Source organism: Pseudomonas sp. PONIH3 (genome assembly GCF_002934345.1).
Lineage (GTDB): Bacteria > Pseudomonadota > Gammaproteobacteria > Pseudomonadales > Pseudomonadaceae > Aquipseudomonas > Aquipseudomonas soli.
In genome coordinates, this window is sequence record NZ_CP026386.1 from 808752 (window position 1) to 823378 (window position 14627).

The 14627-nt window shown below is 66.4% G+C and carries 10 protein-coding genes; 5 read left to right on the forward strand and 5 right to left on the reverse strand.

Annotation, left to right across the window (positions count from 1 at the left end; genetic code table 11):
* Position 1 precedes the first annotated feature (1 nt).
* From C3F42_RS03545 to C3F42_RS03555, 3 genes are read right to left on the reverse strand one after another with little or no spacing between them, the layout of a single operon-like run.
* Positions 2–3676 (reverse strand): translocation/assembly module TamB domain-containing protein, encoded by a 3675-nt coding sequence (locus C3F42_RS03545; RefSeq protein WP_104443976.1) that lies wholly within the window; start codon positions 3674–3676, stop codon positions 2–4.
* Positions 3673–5415, reverse strand: coding sequence for an autotransporter assembly complex family protein (locus C3F42_RS03550; RefSeq protein ID WP_104443977.1), 1743 nt, complete (start codon positions 5413–5415; stop codon positions 3673–3675). Before C3F42_RS03550 ends, C3F42_RS03545 begins: the two co-directional genes overlap by 4 nt.
* 52 nt (positions 5416–5467) lie before the next feature.
* Positions 5468–6118: an N-acetyltransferase gene (locus C3F42_RS03555; RefSeq protein WP_104443978.1), complete on the reverse strand. Its 651-nt coding sequence runs from the start codon at positions 6116–6118 to the stop codon at positions 5468–5470.
* 163 nt (positions 6119–6281) lie between these two features.
* Between C3F42_RS03555 and xthA the strand changes: the two genes are divergently transcribed.
* The 5 genes from xthA (at position 6282) to C3F42_RS03580 (ending at position 13705) form a co-directional block, all read left to right on the forward strand.
* Positions 6282–7094, forward strand: a complete 813-nt coding sequence (xthA, locus tag C3F42_RS03560; RefSeq protein WP_023631818.1) for an exodeoxyribonuclease III — start codon at positions 6282–6284, stop codon at positions 7092–7094.
* A gap of 137 nt (positions 7095–7231) precedes the next feature.
* On the forward strand, positions 7232–8110 hold the full coding sequence (locus C3F42_RS03565) for a formylglycine-generating enzyme family protein (protein WP_104443979.1): 879 nt from the start codon (positions 7232–7234) through the stop codon (positions 8108–8110).
* A gap of 119 nt (positions 8111–8229) precedes the next feature.
* The gene (locus tag C3F42_RS03570; protein WP_038705980.1) at positions 8230–9894 is read left to right on the forward strand and encodes a cyclic peptide export ABC transporter; all 1665 of its coding nucleotides are present in this window, start codon (positions 8230–8232) and stop codon (positions 9892–9894) included.
* Positions 9895–10122: 228 nt separating this feature from the next.
* A complete protein-coding gene (locus tag C3F42_RS03575) occupies positions 10123–12567 on the forward strand; it encodes a TonB-dependent receptor (RefSeq protein ID WP_104443980.1) in 2445 nt (814 codons plus the stop codon).
* Positions 12568–12697: 130 nt separating this feature from the next.
* Complete coding sequence (locus C3F42_RS03580) at positions 12698–13705, forward strand: GlxA family transcriptional regulator (protein ID WP_104443981.1); 1008 nt, start codon at positions 12698–12700, stop codon at positions 13703–13705.
* Positions 13706–13750: 45 nt separating this feature from the next.
* Here C3F42_RS03580 and C3F42_RS03585 read toward each other — a convergent pair whose 3' ends face one another.
* Together C3F42_RS03585 and C3F42_RS03590 are read right to left on the reverse strand one after the other, a co-directional pair.
* Positions 13751–14296: a thioredoxin family protein gene (locus C3F42_RS03585; RefSeq protein WP_177410830.1), complete on the reverse strand. Its 546-nt coding sequence runs from the start codon at positions 14294–14296 to the stop codon at positions 13751–13753.
* Positions 14286–14561, reverse strand: a complete 276-nt coding sequence (locus C3F42_RS03590) for a DUF2790 domain-containing protein (RefSeq protein WP_023632725.1) — start codon at positions 14559–14561, stop codon at positions 14286–14288. Before C3F42_RS03590 ends, C3F42_RS03585 begins: the two co-directional genes overlap by 11 nt.
* Positions 14562–14627 lie beyond the last annotated feature (66 nt).

Here is a 14627-nt window from a genome sequence, read left to right on the forward strand (position 1 = left end):
ATCAGAAATCGCGCTTGTAGAAGATATCCAGCGAGCTGGCCAGGCCGCTGGCGGCTTCCAGGTAGACCTTCTTGCTGAGCTTGTAGCGCAAGGCGATGGTGTTGGCCGGCTCGAACACGCCTACGCCGTAGCGCAGGCTCAGGCGCTCGGTGAGGTTGCCGCTGGCCACCACGCTGGTCTTGTTGCCCGTACCTTGGGTGTCAAGCTGGAAGTCGTCGATGCCCAGGTTCGAAGCCAGGCCGCCGGTCAGGCCGGCGCTGCCCATCAAGCCCAGCCCCAGCGCCGCCTCGGCAAGCATGTTGCTGTCCTCGCCGGAGCTGTTCAGCGGCCGGCCCAGCACCAGGTAGGACAACGCCTGCTCCTGGCTCATCGCCGGCTCCGAGAACACCTTGGTGGTCGGCTGTTCGGCGCTGCCACTCAGGCGAATACCGGCAATCACGTCGTCGACCTTTCGGATCGCCTCGATATCCAGGTACGGCTGGTCGATGGGACCGGCGAAAAGCAGCCGCGCGCGGCGAATGGTCAGCTTCTGCCCGTAAGCGCGGTAACGCCCATCGGCCAGGCTCAGCTCGCCCCGGGTGTCGAGGTTGTCGCCGATATGCACGTGCCCCAGCAGGTTGGCGGTCAGGCCGAAGCCCTTGAACGACAGTTTTTCGCTGCCGACATCGACATCGATGTCCATCGCCACCGCCACCGGCGGCTTGCCCTGTTCGGTCTGGTGGCCAACGATCACCGTGTCGTCCGAGACCTTGACCGTCGACGGCGGCAGCTCGCGCACGGTGATCTTGCCCTTGGGCACCTGCACCTTGCCGGTCACCGCCAGTTTGTCGTCCAGCAGGCGAATGCTCAGGTCGGGCGCCATTTCCAGCGCCGCGTAGGGCTCGACGCTGACCGGCAGCTGCTGGCCTTGCAGGCGCAGGTCCATGCCCAGCGCCTGACCCCAGGTCAGGTGTCCGGTCAGTTGCCCACGCCCTGCCGCGCCACTGCGCCAGTTGCCGTTCAATTGCACCTGCTCACCGGCGATCAGCGCCTGCAGCGACAGGCCCTCCAGGCTCACCGGCAACTCCGCGCCGCTGACCTCGCCACCGCTCAAGGCCAGGCTGCCATTGACCTGGGGCGCAATCAGGCTGCCGGACAGACGCCCGCTGCCGTTGAGCTGGCCAGCCAGGCGCTCGACCATCGGCAGGAACGGCCGAATGACCGACAGCTCAAGCCCGGCCAGGCGGAAATCACCGGACAACGGCTTGTTGCGGCCCAGCGGATCAAGGCGGGTGTTCACATTCAGCTCACCCAGGCGCTCGCCACGGAAGTCCAGGCGGGTGTCGACCCGGCGTGGCGCCAGGGTGCTGTCCAGGCGCAGCACCTGATAGGGGAAGTCGACCCAGCGGTCCTTGTCGCGTACCCGCAAGGTGCCGCCGCCGGCATCGACGCGGATGCTGCCCTTGGGCCCGCTGGCCGGGATGTCGAGGTTGATGTCGGCGTTGAGCAGGCCCTGCCAGGCGAAGTCCTTGGGCAACCACTGCGCCAGACTGTCCAGCGGGAACTGCTTGAGGTGATAGCGCAGGCGCGGCTCCGGCGCCAGGCGCTGGTCCTCGCCGCACAGGCTGGCCTGGCCGGAGCGCCAGCAATGGGCGCCGAAATCGAGCTGGCCGCTGGCCAGACGCTGCAGGCGCGCCGGCGCCTGCAACTGCCAGTCCTGGCCTCCGGCCTGGATGCGCCCGCTCGCCAGGCGACCGCGCCAGTCGCCCTTGGCCAGGGCGCCATCCAGCGCCAGGTCAAGCTTGAGTTGCGGGCCGTCGAGGGCCAGGGTGGCGGCCTGCTGGCGAAGATCGCCCTTGCCTTGCACATCAAGGCTGCCCAGGGAGGTATCACCCACCCGGATACCGCCGGCCTTGAGCGTCACCTGGCCGCGCTGGGCATTGTCCAGCCGGGCATCCATGTCCAGCCGCTGCACGCGGTTGTCCGCCTGGCCCAGCTGTTGCCCCTGCAGGGTCAGGGTGCCTTGCGGCGCGGCCAGGGTGCCGGCCAGGTCCAGGCGCCCCTTGGCCTGCCCTTGCAGTTGCGGCCAGAGCTGGCCCAGGCGCGGCAGGTCGAGGTCGACACGTCCGGCAAGGCGTTGCTGTACGCTGGCGCTGCCATTGATGCGGTTGTCGCCCAGCTGCACCGCCAGGCTGCCCAGGGTCCAACGCTCGCCCGCGCCTTCAGCGTCGACCTTGACCAGCGCCGGCTGGCCGCGCAGGCGCCCTTTGAGGTCCAACTGAGCCTTGAGCGTCAGTTGCTCGTGCTTCAATTCGCCCTGGCTGCGCAGCGGGCCGGCCAGGGTGCCGGGCAGCTCCGCCAGCCAGTAGGCCGGGTCCAGGGCCGACAGTTGCAGGTCGACATCCCAGGCCAGGGTGTGGGCAAAACGCAGGGCGACACTGCCGGCGGCCTTGCCCTGCCCGGCATTGAGCACCAGCTGCGGCAGGCGTACCTGGCCCAGGTCGCCGTCGAACGGGCTGGCCAGGCTGAAGGCGCCGGCCGGGCCATCCAGGTCGCCGTTGAACACCCCCTTGTAGCTGCCGTCGCGGTACTGCACCTGGGCGTTCAAGCGCTTGAGCGTGACCTGGGGCGCCGTCTCCAGCGGGTACAAGCGCAACCAGGGGAAGTCCAGCCAGTCGAGGCTGGCATCGGCGCTCAGGCCCTGCTGCCAGTCGGCGCTGGCCTGCAGCTTGAGGCGCTGCTGGTCGCTGGCGTTCAGGTCCAGGGCGTCGAGCCGGGCGCCCTTGGCATCGACCTTGCCGGCCAGCACCAGGCCGATCGGCCCTTGCTCGGCGGGCAGCGTGGCCGAGCCGGACAGCTGATAACCCTTGAGCAAGTCACCCTGGGCATCGAGCCGCAGCTGGTCGAGTTGCAGGGTGTCGGGCAGCTCGGCTGCGGGCTTGAAACTGTCCGCGCGAATGCTCAGGTGGGCCGGCAGGTGCTCAGCCAGGGCCTGCAGCTCACCGCTCAGGCGTGCGTCCAGGTAGCCACTGCTGGTGGCATCGATGGCAAGGGATTTCTGCAACTCGCCCTTGGCGTTCAAGGCCAGTTGCCAGGGTTTGCCATCGACCGCCGGCAGTTGCAGCGTGCCTTGCAGCTGCAGCGGCCAGTCGCCCTGGGGTACCAGGTCGCCCTGCACGTCCAGCCGCAGGTCGTCGCGGCGCAGTTGCAGGCTATCCACGCGCAGCCCGCTCGCGGTCCAGTGCGCGGCCAGGCTGAGGTCGCCCAGCAGGTCGCTGCCATCCAGGCGCAGTTGGCCCAGCTTGACCTCGCCCAGCTCGATGGCCAACGGCAGATTCAGCGCCGGCAGTTGCAGCGGGCCGCCATCGGGCTTGTCCTCGCCCGGGGCGAAGGCCATGTCGATACGCTCGGCCTGCAGACGCTCGACGCACAAGGTGGCGCGCAGCAGGCAGGTTGGCGACCAGTCCAGTTGCGGGGCCTGCACCTCGACACGGTCTTCGCCCGCCGTCCAGCGCAGTTGGCTGGCCTGCCAGCTGCCGCCGAGGCGTCCGGAGAAATCGCTGACTTGCAGCCCCGGCACCAGGCTCAGCACCCAACGACTGCCGCCCTGGGTGCCCAGCACCAGGCCCAACGCCAGGACGATCAGCAACAGCAGGCCCAGCAATGCCAGCAGGATGGGTTTGACTACACGCGTCACAGCTCAGGCCCCATGGAGAAGTGCAAACGAAAACCACCGTCGTCATCCAGGGCGCGGGCCAGGTCCAGGCGCAGCGGCCCCACCGGCGACACCCAGCGCACGCCGATGCCGACGCCGGTCTTGAGGCTGGGCAGTTCCAGCGAGTTGAACGAATTGCCCTGGTCGATGAAGGTCGCCAGGCGCCATTTCTCGGCAATCGAGTACTGGTACTCGGCGCTGCCGGCCACCAGGTAGCGCCCACCGATGCGGTCGCCCTGGTTGTTCTTCGGCGACAGCGACTGGTAGTCGTAGCCGCGCACGCTTTGGTCGCCACCGGCGAAGAAGCGCAGTGACGGCGGGATGTTCTGCTGGTAGCCATTGGTGGCACTGCCGCCGAACTGCACGCGGCCAAGGAAACGATGGTTCTGGCCCAGGGTGGTCAAGCCCTTAAGCAGCACGTTGCCGTGGATCAGGTTGGTGTCCGAGCCCAGGCCTTCCTTGGCCGCCTGCAGGTCGAACTGCAGGCGGTAGCCATTGTGCGGGTCGATGCGGTTGTCGCTGCGCAGGTAGGAAAAGCTGACGCCCGGCATCAGCAGGTTGCTCAGCCCCGAGTCGTCGCCCAGGCGATATTCCTCGCGCTGGTACTTGAGCGAAATCACCCGCTGCCAGCCGCTGGGCAGCTTGCTGTGCCACTCCGGGCCGACCGTCAGCAGCTTGCTCAGGGTGTCGGTGCCGGAAATCTCTTCGTTCTGGTAGCCGCCGGCGAAGCGCAGCTTGTCGGTGAGCGGCGGATCCAGCGGGATGTCGTACCACAAGCCGACGTTCTGCCGGGGCGCCGACAGCTCGGTTTCCCAGCCGTAGCTGTGCCCTTGCGGGTTGACCCAGTGGCGGGTCCAGTTGGCCTTGCCGCGTGGCCCGACGTCGGTGGAGAAACCCAGGCCCAGGCCGAGGGTGCGTGGCTTGCGGGTGTCGAGGTGGACGTCCACGGGGATATCCTCGCCCACTGCGGCGGTGGGCGCTGCGTCCACCCGAACGCTGTCGAAGTAGCCACTGGACTGCAGGTCGTTGTTGAGCTCGGCGATCAGTTCCGAGTCGTACGGGGTACCGGGCTTGAACCCCACCATGCGCTGCAGCAGGTCGTTGTCCAACGGTGCATCGCCGCCAAAGCTCACCTCGCCAAGGCGGTAGCGCGGGCCGCTCTGGTAGACCAGCTCGATATCGGCCACACCGGCCTGCGGATCGACCGCCAGGCGCTGGCGCTCGAAGCGCCCGGCGAAGAAGCCGTAGCGCGAGGCCTGGTTCTGGATCAGCCGCTTGGCATCCTCGTAGGTGCCATGGTTGAGCTGCTCGCCTGGGCGCAACGCCTTGCTGTCGGGAATGCGGAACACCCTGAGTTCGCTGGCCGGCCCTTCGATGCGCACGGTCACATTGCGCAGCCGAATCGGCTCGCCGGGCTCGACCTGGATGATCAGTTGTGGTGGCTTGTCTTTTTCGGCCGGCGCCTTGACCTCGGTCTCGACCCGCGCCTGGTAATAGCCCAGGGCCTGGGCCGCTTTGCGCGCCTGCTCCTCGGCGCCCCGACTGAAGCGCTGCAAGGCCTCTTCGTCGCGGTCACCCAGGCTGCCGATATACCCTTCAATATTGGACTTGAGCGCCTTGTTGGCGGGTTTGACCCGTACCAGCAATTCGCTCTGCGCCCATGCCATGGAGCTGGCGGCCAGCAACAGCAGGCCCCAGCCAAGTCTTCCTGAATACGTCATGCGCGGCATGCTACCAGAGCGCAACGGCCAAGGGGCTTTCAGAAAACGCCTGTCACAGGTTCGCTACCCTCGACGAGCGCGGGTTGGGGTGGAAGAACACCCGCTCACGGATTGGCCCCACGGCGATCTCGCCGATCTCTTCATAACCCTGGCGCTGGTAGAACGCCAGGTAATGCGCATTGCCGGTGTCCAGCACCACGCCGTCGGTACCGGCGTCTTCCGCGCACCAGTCATGCACGGCCTGCAGCAGTTGCTCGCCGTAGTGCTGGCCCTGGAACTGCGGGTGCACGCCCAACAGCGGCAGCACATGCACCTTGTCCCCTGGCAGGCACCCGGCCAGCGCGGCCTGGTAATCCAGGTAGCGGCGGGTGCAGCGCAGGCCAGTGCCGAGGATCATGCGCAGGCGCCAGGCCCAGCTGTCGGCCACGCCAAGCCGGCGTTGCGGCGGCACGATCAGCGCCAGGCCGATCAGGCGATCCTCCAGCAACAGGCCGATCGCCGGCAATTGCAGGTAAAAGTGCTGGCGCACCCACTCGCGCACCATCACCCGCAGGCGGCGCTCGTACCCGGGGCGCTGGGCCTCGAACAGCCAGGCGAAGGTCGGTTCGTGGCGGTAGGCATGGTAGAGCAGCGAACGCGCCTCGCGGGCGTAGCCGGCGTCTAGCAGGCAGATCCGGGCCGGGGCGGCGATGTCGTCGGGCATTGCGGGCAGTCCTCCTGGAATGGGCGTACAGGGCCTTGGAACCAGATTCCGGCGCTGGGTTCACCTCCTCCAGCACGTTAGCAGCGCCTGCCGCGCGGCGCCATGCTGGCCGTGGCCGGCGATGTCGGCTAGCATCCGTGGCTTTTACCAGGATCGTCTTTCCATGAAGATCGTCTCGTTCAACATCAACGGCCTGCGCGCCCGCCCGCACCAGCTGGCGGCGCTGATCGACAAACACCAGCCGGACGTGATCGGCCTGCAGGAAACCAAGGTCAGCGACGATCAGTTCCCGTTGGCCGACGTCGAGGCACTCGGCTACCACGTGCACTACCACGGCCAGAAGGGCCACTATGGCGTCGCCCTGCTCTCGCGGGAAAAACCGCTGTCGCTGTCCAAGGGCTTCGCCAGTGACGAGGAGGACGCCCAGCGCCGCTTCATCTGGGGCACCTTCGCCGATGCCGACGGTACGCCGATCACCATCATGAACGGCTACTTCCCCCAAGGCGAAAGCCGCGACCACCCCACCAAGTTCCCGGCCAAGCAGCGCTTCTACAGCGACCTGCAGGCCCTGCTCGAAGGGCAGTTCAAGAACGACCAGCCTGTGGTGGTGATGGGTGACCTGAACATCTCGCCCCAGGACTGTGATATCGGCATTGGCCCGGACAACGCCAAGCGCTGGCTGAAGACCGGCAAGTGCAGCTTCCTGCCCGAAGAGCGCGAGTGGATGGAGCGTCTCAAGGGCTGGGGCCTGGTCGACAGCTTCCGCCACCTGTACCCTGACGTGGCCGACCGTTTCAGCTGGTTCGACTACCGCAGCCGCGGTTTCGAGGACGAGCCCAAGCGCGGCCTGCGCATCGACCTGATCATGGCCTCCCATGGGCTGCTGCCGCGGGTCAGGGCCGCCGGGGTCGACTATGAGCTGCGCGGGATGGAAAAGCCTTCGGATCATGCACCGATCTGGCTTGAACTGAGTTGATTGCGTACGGGCTGCGCGCTCACAGGCGCAGCCCTACCACACCTGGATACAAATCCCCCTTAAACATCGCCTCGTTCAGTTCGTCCAACAGCACGAACTCCCGCTGTCTGCCCAGCAACCCTGAACAAGGCTTCCCCATGACCGCACCCCTGAACCGCCTCACCCTGGCCGCCCTGCTGGTCGCCTGCAGCCTGCCGGCCCTGGCCGCGGCGCCCGCGCACAAACCTGGCAGCGTGTTCCGCGACTGCGCCAAGACCTGCCCGGAAATGGTGGTGCTGCCCGCCGGCAGCTTCATGATGGGCACCCCGGATGACGAAAAGGGCCGCCAGGACGACGAAGGCCCGATGCACCAGGTCACGTTCAAAAAAGCCTTTGCCGTGAGCCAATATCAGATCACCAACGGGGAGTGGAAGGCCTACCTCAAGGCCACCGGCTACAAGGTGCCCAACGGCGATACCCGTCCGGGCCGCGAGTGCATCGCCGGCGTGCCGCGCTACCAGCAAGGCGACCGCCAGCCCGCCGTGTGCCTGAACTTCCACGAAGCCGAGGCCTATGCCAGTTGGCTGTCGAAGAAGACCGGCAAGGTCTACAAGGTCCTCAGCGAATCCCAGCGCGAGTACGCCGTGCGTGGCGGCAGCACCGGGCCGTTCCCCTTCCCGCTCGATGACAGCGACGAGCAGAAGTACCAGATCTCCAAGCACGCCAATACCTATGGCCCTACCGACGGCTTCTCCTTCACCTCGCCGGTCGGCAGCTTCCCGCCCAATGCCTTTGGCGTCTACGACGGCCACGGCAATGTCTACGAATGGACCCGCGACTGCTACGTCGACAGCTACGCCAGCGCCCCCACCGACGGCAGCCCGCAGACCAACAGCAGCGAATGCGAGGATCGCCGGGTGATCCGCGGCAACGACTACACCGAGGCGCCGATCTTCTCGCGCTCGGGCAACCGCAACGAGCGCAGCTCCACCCTGCGCGGCGACTGGATCGGCTTCCGCGTCGCCCGCGAGCTGTAAGCCCTGCCCCGCCCCGGCGCCCTCGGCGCCGGGCGACTAAATCCGCGCAAAACCCTCTCGTCTACCAAGATCAGGACCTGCTCCTGCCCGGCGCCAACGAATACTCACGAGATGCCCCCATGACGCTCAAGACACCCAGCCTCGCCCAGGAAACCCTGCGCATACTCAAGCCGTTCTGGATGCTGGTCGCGCTTTCGGCGGCCCTTGGCGTGGTCAGCGGCCTGAGCGTCACCGCCCTGCTGGCCACCATCAACAGCGCGATGAATGCCGCCGGCGGGCCGGACACCCATACCGCCCTGCTGTTCGGCGGCCTGTGCGTGCTGACCCTGGCCTGCTCCACCGGCTCGAACCTGCTGACCAACTACGTGGGCCAGAAGGTGGTGGCGCGGCTGCGCCGCGAGTTGTCCGCCAAGGTGCTGGTGGCGCCGATCGCGCAACTGGAGCGCTACCGTGCCCACCGCCTGATCCCGGTGCTGCTCAACGATGTCAGCACCATCAGCGCCTTCGCCCTGTCCGTGGCACCCATGGTCATTGCCTTTACCGTCACCTTGGGCTGCCTCGCCTACCTGGCGCTGCTGTCCTGGCAGATACTGCTGATCACCGCCCTGACCGTGGTGATCGGCACTGGCGCGCAGTTCCTCGCCCACCGCTTCGGCATGAAGAACATCCTCACCGCGCGCAACGGCGAGGACGAGCTGCAGAAGCACTACCAGGCCCTCTCCGGCGGCGCCAAGGAACTGCGTATCCAGCGCAAGCGCCGCCAGTACATGCATGACCAGCTGATCCACGGCGCCACCGAGCGCATCTGCAAGGCCAACATCCGCGCGGCGAACATCTTCGTCAGCGCCGAAACCTTCGGTTCGATGCTGTTCTTCGCCGTCATCGGCGTGGCCATCGCCTTCCAGGCGCTTTGGCCGAGCACCGAGCGCACCGTGCTTGGTGGTTTCGTGCTGGTGATGCTGTACATGAAGGGGCCGCTGGAGCAGTTGATCACCAACCTGCCGAGCATCAGCCGCGCGCAGATCGCCCTGCGCCGCATCGCCGAGCTGTCGGCGCGCTTCTCGTCGCCCGAGCCGCACCTGCTGGTGAGCGACCGCGCACCCGCCGTGTCCAGCGTCGAGTCCATCGAGCTGCGCCAGCTGCGCTATGACTACCCGCAGGTCGAGGGCAGCCAGCCGTTCCACCTGGGGCCGGTGAACCTGAGCATCCGCCAGGGCGACATCGTCTTCATCGTCGGCGAGAACGGCTGCGGCAAGACCACCCTGATCAAGCTGCTGCTGGGCCTGTACAGCCCGCAACAGGGCGAAGTTCGGCTCAATGGCGAAACGGTCACCCCGCAGCGCCTGGACGACTACCGCCAGCTGTTCACCACCATCTTCGCCGACTACTACCTGTTCGACGAGCCGCTGCCCGGCCAGGCCGAACTGCCGCCCGAGGCCGGCAAGTATCTGGAACGCCTGGATATCGCCCACAAGGTGAGCATCCGCGACGGCAGCTTCACCACCACCGACCTGTCCACCGGCCAGCGCAAGCGCCTGGCGCTGATCAATGCCTGGCTCGACCAGCGCCCGGTGCTGGTGTTCGACGAGTGGGCCGCCGACCAGGACCCGGCCTTCCGCCGCGTGTTCTACACCGAGCTGCTGCCGGAGCTGAAACAGCAGGGCAAGACCATCATCGTCATCTCCCACGACGACCGCTACTTCCCGGTTGCCGACCAACTGGTGCGCATGCACGGCGGCCAGATCGTCGTCGAGCGCAACCAGGAACCCGCCCTGCCCGCCTGACTCCGCCTCACGGGCGGTGGATCCTCGCCACCGCCCGCACTTTGTAAATTCCCCGCCGCATCGCTCGTTCCCCTATTGCCGCACGCTGAATCAACCCTGCCCACAGGGAAGTCGCAGGTCAGGCCTCTGCCAACCGTAAATATTTTTCCGGTTTTGGCATGCGCATGCGTCCTACTCGCAACGGAATAATTTTCATTTACTTTGCGTACCTTGAGCCAGAGCATAAAAATGCCAATACCAGCCAACACACTGACCCCTTTGAGCAAGGCGCTGATGCTGCGCCGGATGCTGCGTTCCTCGCCGGCCATGGCCACCCTCGGACTCGCCCTGGCCCTGCCGCTGGCAGCGCAAGTGCAGGCCCAGGAGCAGGATTACGACATCCCGGCGCAATCGCTGAGCAGCGCGCTGCAAGAGCTGGGTCGCCAGGGCAACCTGCAGGTGCTGTTCAGCCCCGAGACCGTACAGGGCCTGCGCAGCAGCCCGGTCAAGGGTCGTTTCTCGCCAACCCAGGCAGCTGGGGAGCTGCTGAAGAACAGCGGGATTCGCTACAGCGTGCAGGACAACACCCTGATCATCAGCGGCGCGGCTGAATCCGGTTCGGCCATGACCCTGGACGCCACCACCATCAATGGCCAGGTGCTGGGTGCCACCACCGAGGGCAGCAACTCCTACACCACTGGCGCGGTGACCATCGGCAAGACCGCGCAATCGCTGCGTGAGACCCCACAGTCGGTCACCGTGGTCACCCGCAAGCTGATGGACGACAAGAACCTGGTCTCGCTGGACCAGGTGATGGCCCAGACCACCGGTATCACCCGCGCCAACCGCGGCTATGGCAACCACCACTTCAGTTCCCGTGGCTTCGACCTCACCGACGAAAGCTACATGGTCGACGGCGTGCCAGGCCAGGCCTACGCCTACACCGGCTGGATGACCCCGGACATGGCGATCTTCGACCGCGTCGAAGTGCTGCGCGGCGCCTCCGGCCTGCTGGTGGGCGCGGGCAATCCGGGCGGCGCGGTGAACCTGGTGCGCAAGCGCCCGACCGCCGACCCGCGTTTCTCCGTCATCACCCGCGCCGGCTCCTGGGACAACTACCGCCTGGACCTGGATGCCAGCGGCCGCCTCAACCCCCAGGGCACCCTGCGCGGACGCATGGTTGCCTCCTATGAAGACCGTGGCTACTTCACCGACGTCACCAAGTCCAAGCGGCCGCTGCTGTACGGCATCGTCGAGGCCGACCTCAACGATGCCACCACGGTCGCTGTCGGCCTGCGCCGCCAGACCTCGCGCATCGACGGCTACAGCGTGCTGGGTATCCCCAACAACCCCGACGGCAGCAACCCGCACCTGAAGCGCTCGACCTACCTCGGGCAGGACTGGACCAAGCTGCAGACCAACATGGACGAGGTGTTCGCCGACCTCACCCACCGATTCAACGACAACTGGACCGGCAAGCTGGCGCTGTCTCACTCCGAAGGCGGCTACAACCGTAGCGCCATCGAGTGGGGCGCGCGCGAGACGCTGGAGTACAACGCCCCAGGTGGACCGACGGTCAACACCGTCAGCTACCACAAGTTCGATGTGACCTCCAATGCCGTCGACGGCCACCTGGACGGCACGTTCGAGGCCTTTGGCCTGACCCACCAGCTGACGCTCGGTGCCAACTGGTCCAAGCGCAAGATGAACGACAAGGACAACACCATAGCGCTGCCCAGCCCTATCCCGCTCAATGTCTTTGATCCCGACCATAGCAATATCCCCGAATTGCAGCGCAATGGCTGGAAGTCCATGGATGACACCATCGACACCCGCTACGGCACCTACCTGAGCGCCCGCCTGCACGCCACCGAAGACCTGAGCTTCGTCCTCGGTGGTCGCCTGAGCTGGTACAAGAACGAAGCCTGGAACGGCCCGAAGGTGACCACCAGCCGGCAGGACGAGGAATTCACACCCTTCGTCGGTGCGATCTACGACCTGAACGACCAGTGGTCCTGGTACGCCAGCTACGCCGACATCTTCCTGCCGCAGTCCAACTACCGCACCGTCAGCGGCAGCGTGCTCGACCCGTCGGTCGGTTCGAACTACGAGACCGGGATCAAGGGTGAGCTGTTCGACAAACGCTTGAACGTGTCCTTCGCCGTGTTCTACATCGAGCAGGAAGACGTCGCCCAGCAAGATGCAGCCAACCGTGGCAATTGCCCGAGCGATCCGGCCGGCCGCTGCTGGGTCAACGGCGACGGCATCAACCGCAGCAAGGGCTTCGAAGCCGAGGCCACCGGCGAACTGCTGCCGGGCCTGCAAGTGGCGGCTGGCTACACCTACAACACCACCAGCTCCTCCGAAGGTGGCCCGATCTCGGCGCAGACCCCGAAACACATGGTGCGCGTGAACACCAACTACACCTTCCCGGGCGAGTGGAACCGCCTGAGCGTAGGTGGTGGCGTTTCGGCGCAGAACTCCTACGTCGATGCCTACAACGAGGCGTACAACAGCGGCCGAGCTATCTTCGACGCGCGTGCCGCCTACAAGCTCGACGAGCACTGGACCGTGGGCGTGGACGTCGAGAACCTGTTCGACCGCAAGTACTTCGACTCGATGGGCTACTGGACCCGTGGCACCACCTACGGTACTCCGCGTAGCTACATGTTCACCCTGCGCGGCGACTTCTAGACCCCGCACGGCAACAACCGGCGCCCCCTCTCGAGGGGGCGCTGTGTTTTCAGCGGCATCCAACGCCCTGTTGTCTTTCCCCCCGCCCCACCGCACACTCGACCCCGCCAGCCAGGAAGCGGAGTCCGCAGTGCCCACGCCACGCCAATTCAGCAAGAAGACCAGCACCAGCAACATGCTGCGGCTCAAGTCCGGCGACGCCGGCAACCAGCGCCCCTATCGCGTCGACTTCGTCCTGCTCGAGCACTTCTCCATGGCCAGCTTCACCGTGGCGATGGACGTGCTGGTCACCGCCAACCTGCTGCGCGTCGACAGTTTCACCTCCACCCCGCTGTCACTGGGCGGCGATCGCGTGCTCAGCGACCTGGGCCTGGAACTGATCGCCAGCCCACTCGATCCCCGCAGCCTGCACGACCTCGACCTGCTGGTGGTGTGCGGCGGCCTGCGCACGCCGTTGAAATACCCCGACCTCGACCGCCTGCTGGACGGCTGCGCCAGCCACGGCATGACCCTCGGCGGGCTATGGAACGGCGCCTGGTTCCTCGGCCGCGCCGGGGTGCTCGACGACTACGGCTGCAGCGTGCACCCCGAGCAGCGCGCCAGCCTGGCCGAGATCAGCCCGCAGACGCGCATCACCCCGGCCAGCTTCACCCTGGACCGTGACCGCCTCAGCGCCGCCAGCCCCAATGGCGCCATGGAGCTGATGCTCGGCCTGGTACGGCGCCTGTACGGCGATGCCCTGGCCGAAGGCGTGGAAGAGATCCTGTCGTTCTCCGGCGCACGCTATCGCCAGGTCGGGCCCGGAGCGAAGAAGTCCATGAGCCTGCACCTGCGCACCATCGTCGAGCTGATGGAAAACAACCTCGAAGAAACCCTCAGCCTCGACCAGCTGGCCGCCTACTCCGGGCGCTCGCGCCGACAGATCGACCGCTTGTTCCAGGCCCAGCTGGGCACCTCGCCCAGGCGCTACTACATGGAGCTGCGCATCACCAAGAGTCGGCGGCTGTTGCAGTATTCGGACCTGTCGGTGATGGAGGTCGCGGTGGCCTGCGGCTTCGTTTCGGTATCGCATTTCAGCAAGTGCTATGCGGCGTACTTCGGTTATCCGCCGTCGCGGGAGCAGCGGCTCGGCGAATGATGTCGCCTGGGGTTGCCCCGCGATAGGGCCGGAACTGTCAACGGATCAGCCCTGCTCATCGAGCAATGCCTGGATCACCCGCTCCTGCCCCGCATAATCGCCTTCGCCAAAGTGCACATGGCGCACCTGCCCCTTGCGGTCGACGAAGTAGTGCGCAGGCCAGAACTGGTTGCCCCAGGCGTTCCAGATCCGGTAGCCGTTATCGACCGCCACCGGATAGGCAATGCCCAACTGCTGCACCTGCGCCCGGACACTGCCGATGTCATGCTCGTAGTCGTACTCCGGCGTATGCACCCCGACCACCACCAACCCCTGCTCGCCATAGCGCCGCGCCCAGTCGTTGACATGCGGCAGGCTGCGCCGGCAGTTGATGCAGTCGTAGGTCCAGAAATCCACCAGCACTACCTTGCCCTTGAGGGCCGGGCCGGCCAGCGGCGGCGAGTTGAGCCACTGCTCGGCGCCGGCCAGCGAAGGCATGGGGCCATAGCTGTCGCGGGCCAGCAGGTGGCCGGCCAGGCCCAACCCGAGCAGGGCCAGGGCCACGCCGCCGGCCTTGAGCAGGCGGCGCTTGCCGCGCGCCTCAGTTGTCATGGCAGCCACTGGTGGCGTAGGAACGGTACTCGACGCTCTGCGGCTTGCCCTGGGAGTCGAGGTAGTCCATGCGGGTGTTGACCACGCCGCAGGTGTTGCTGCGGTCATCCTTCACCGACAGCACCTTCTTCACATCCAGCTTGTCGCCGTAGCGGTACTGCATCACGCTGGCCTCGTTGAGCGAGGTGCTGCTGGCCTGGGCGGTGATGGCGCCGAGGCCGAGGACGGCGAACAAGGCGGCGCTGGCGAGGGTCTTGATAGTCATGGTGGTTCTCCTGATGCGAGGTCTTGGCATTGGGGAGACGTCGCTCCCCGGTAGAGCCATTTCACT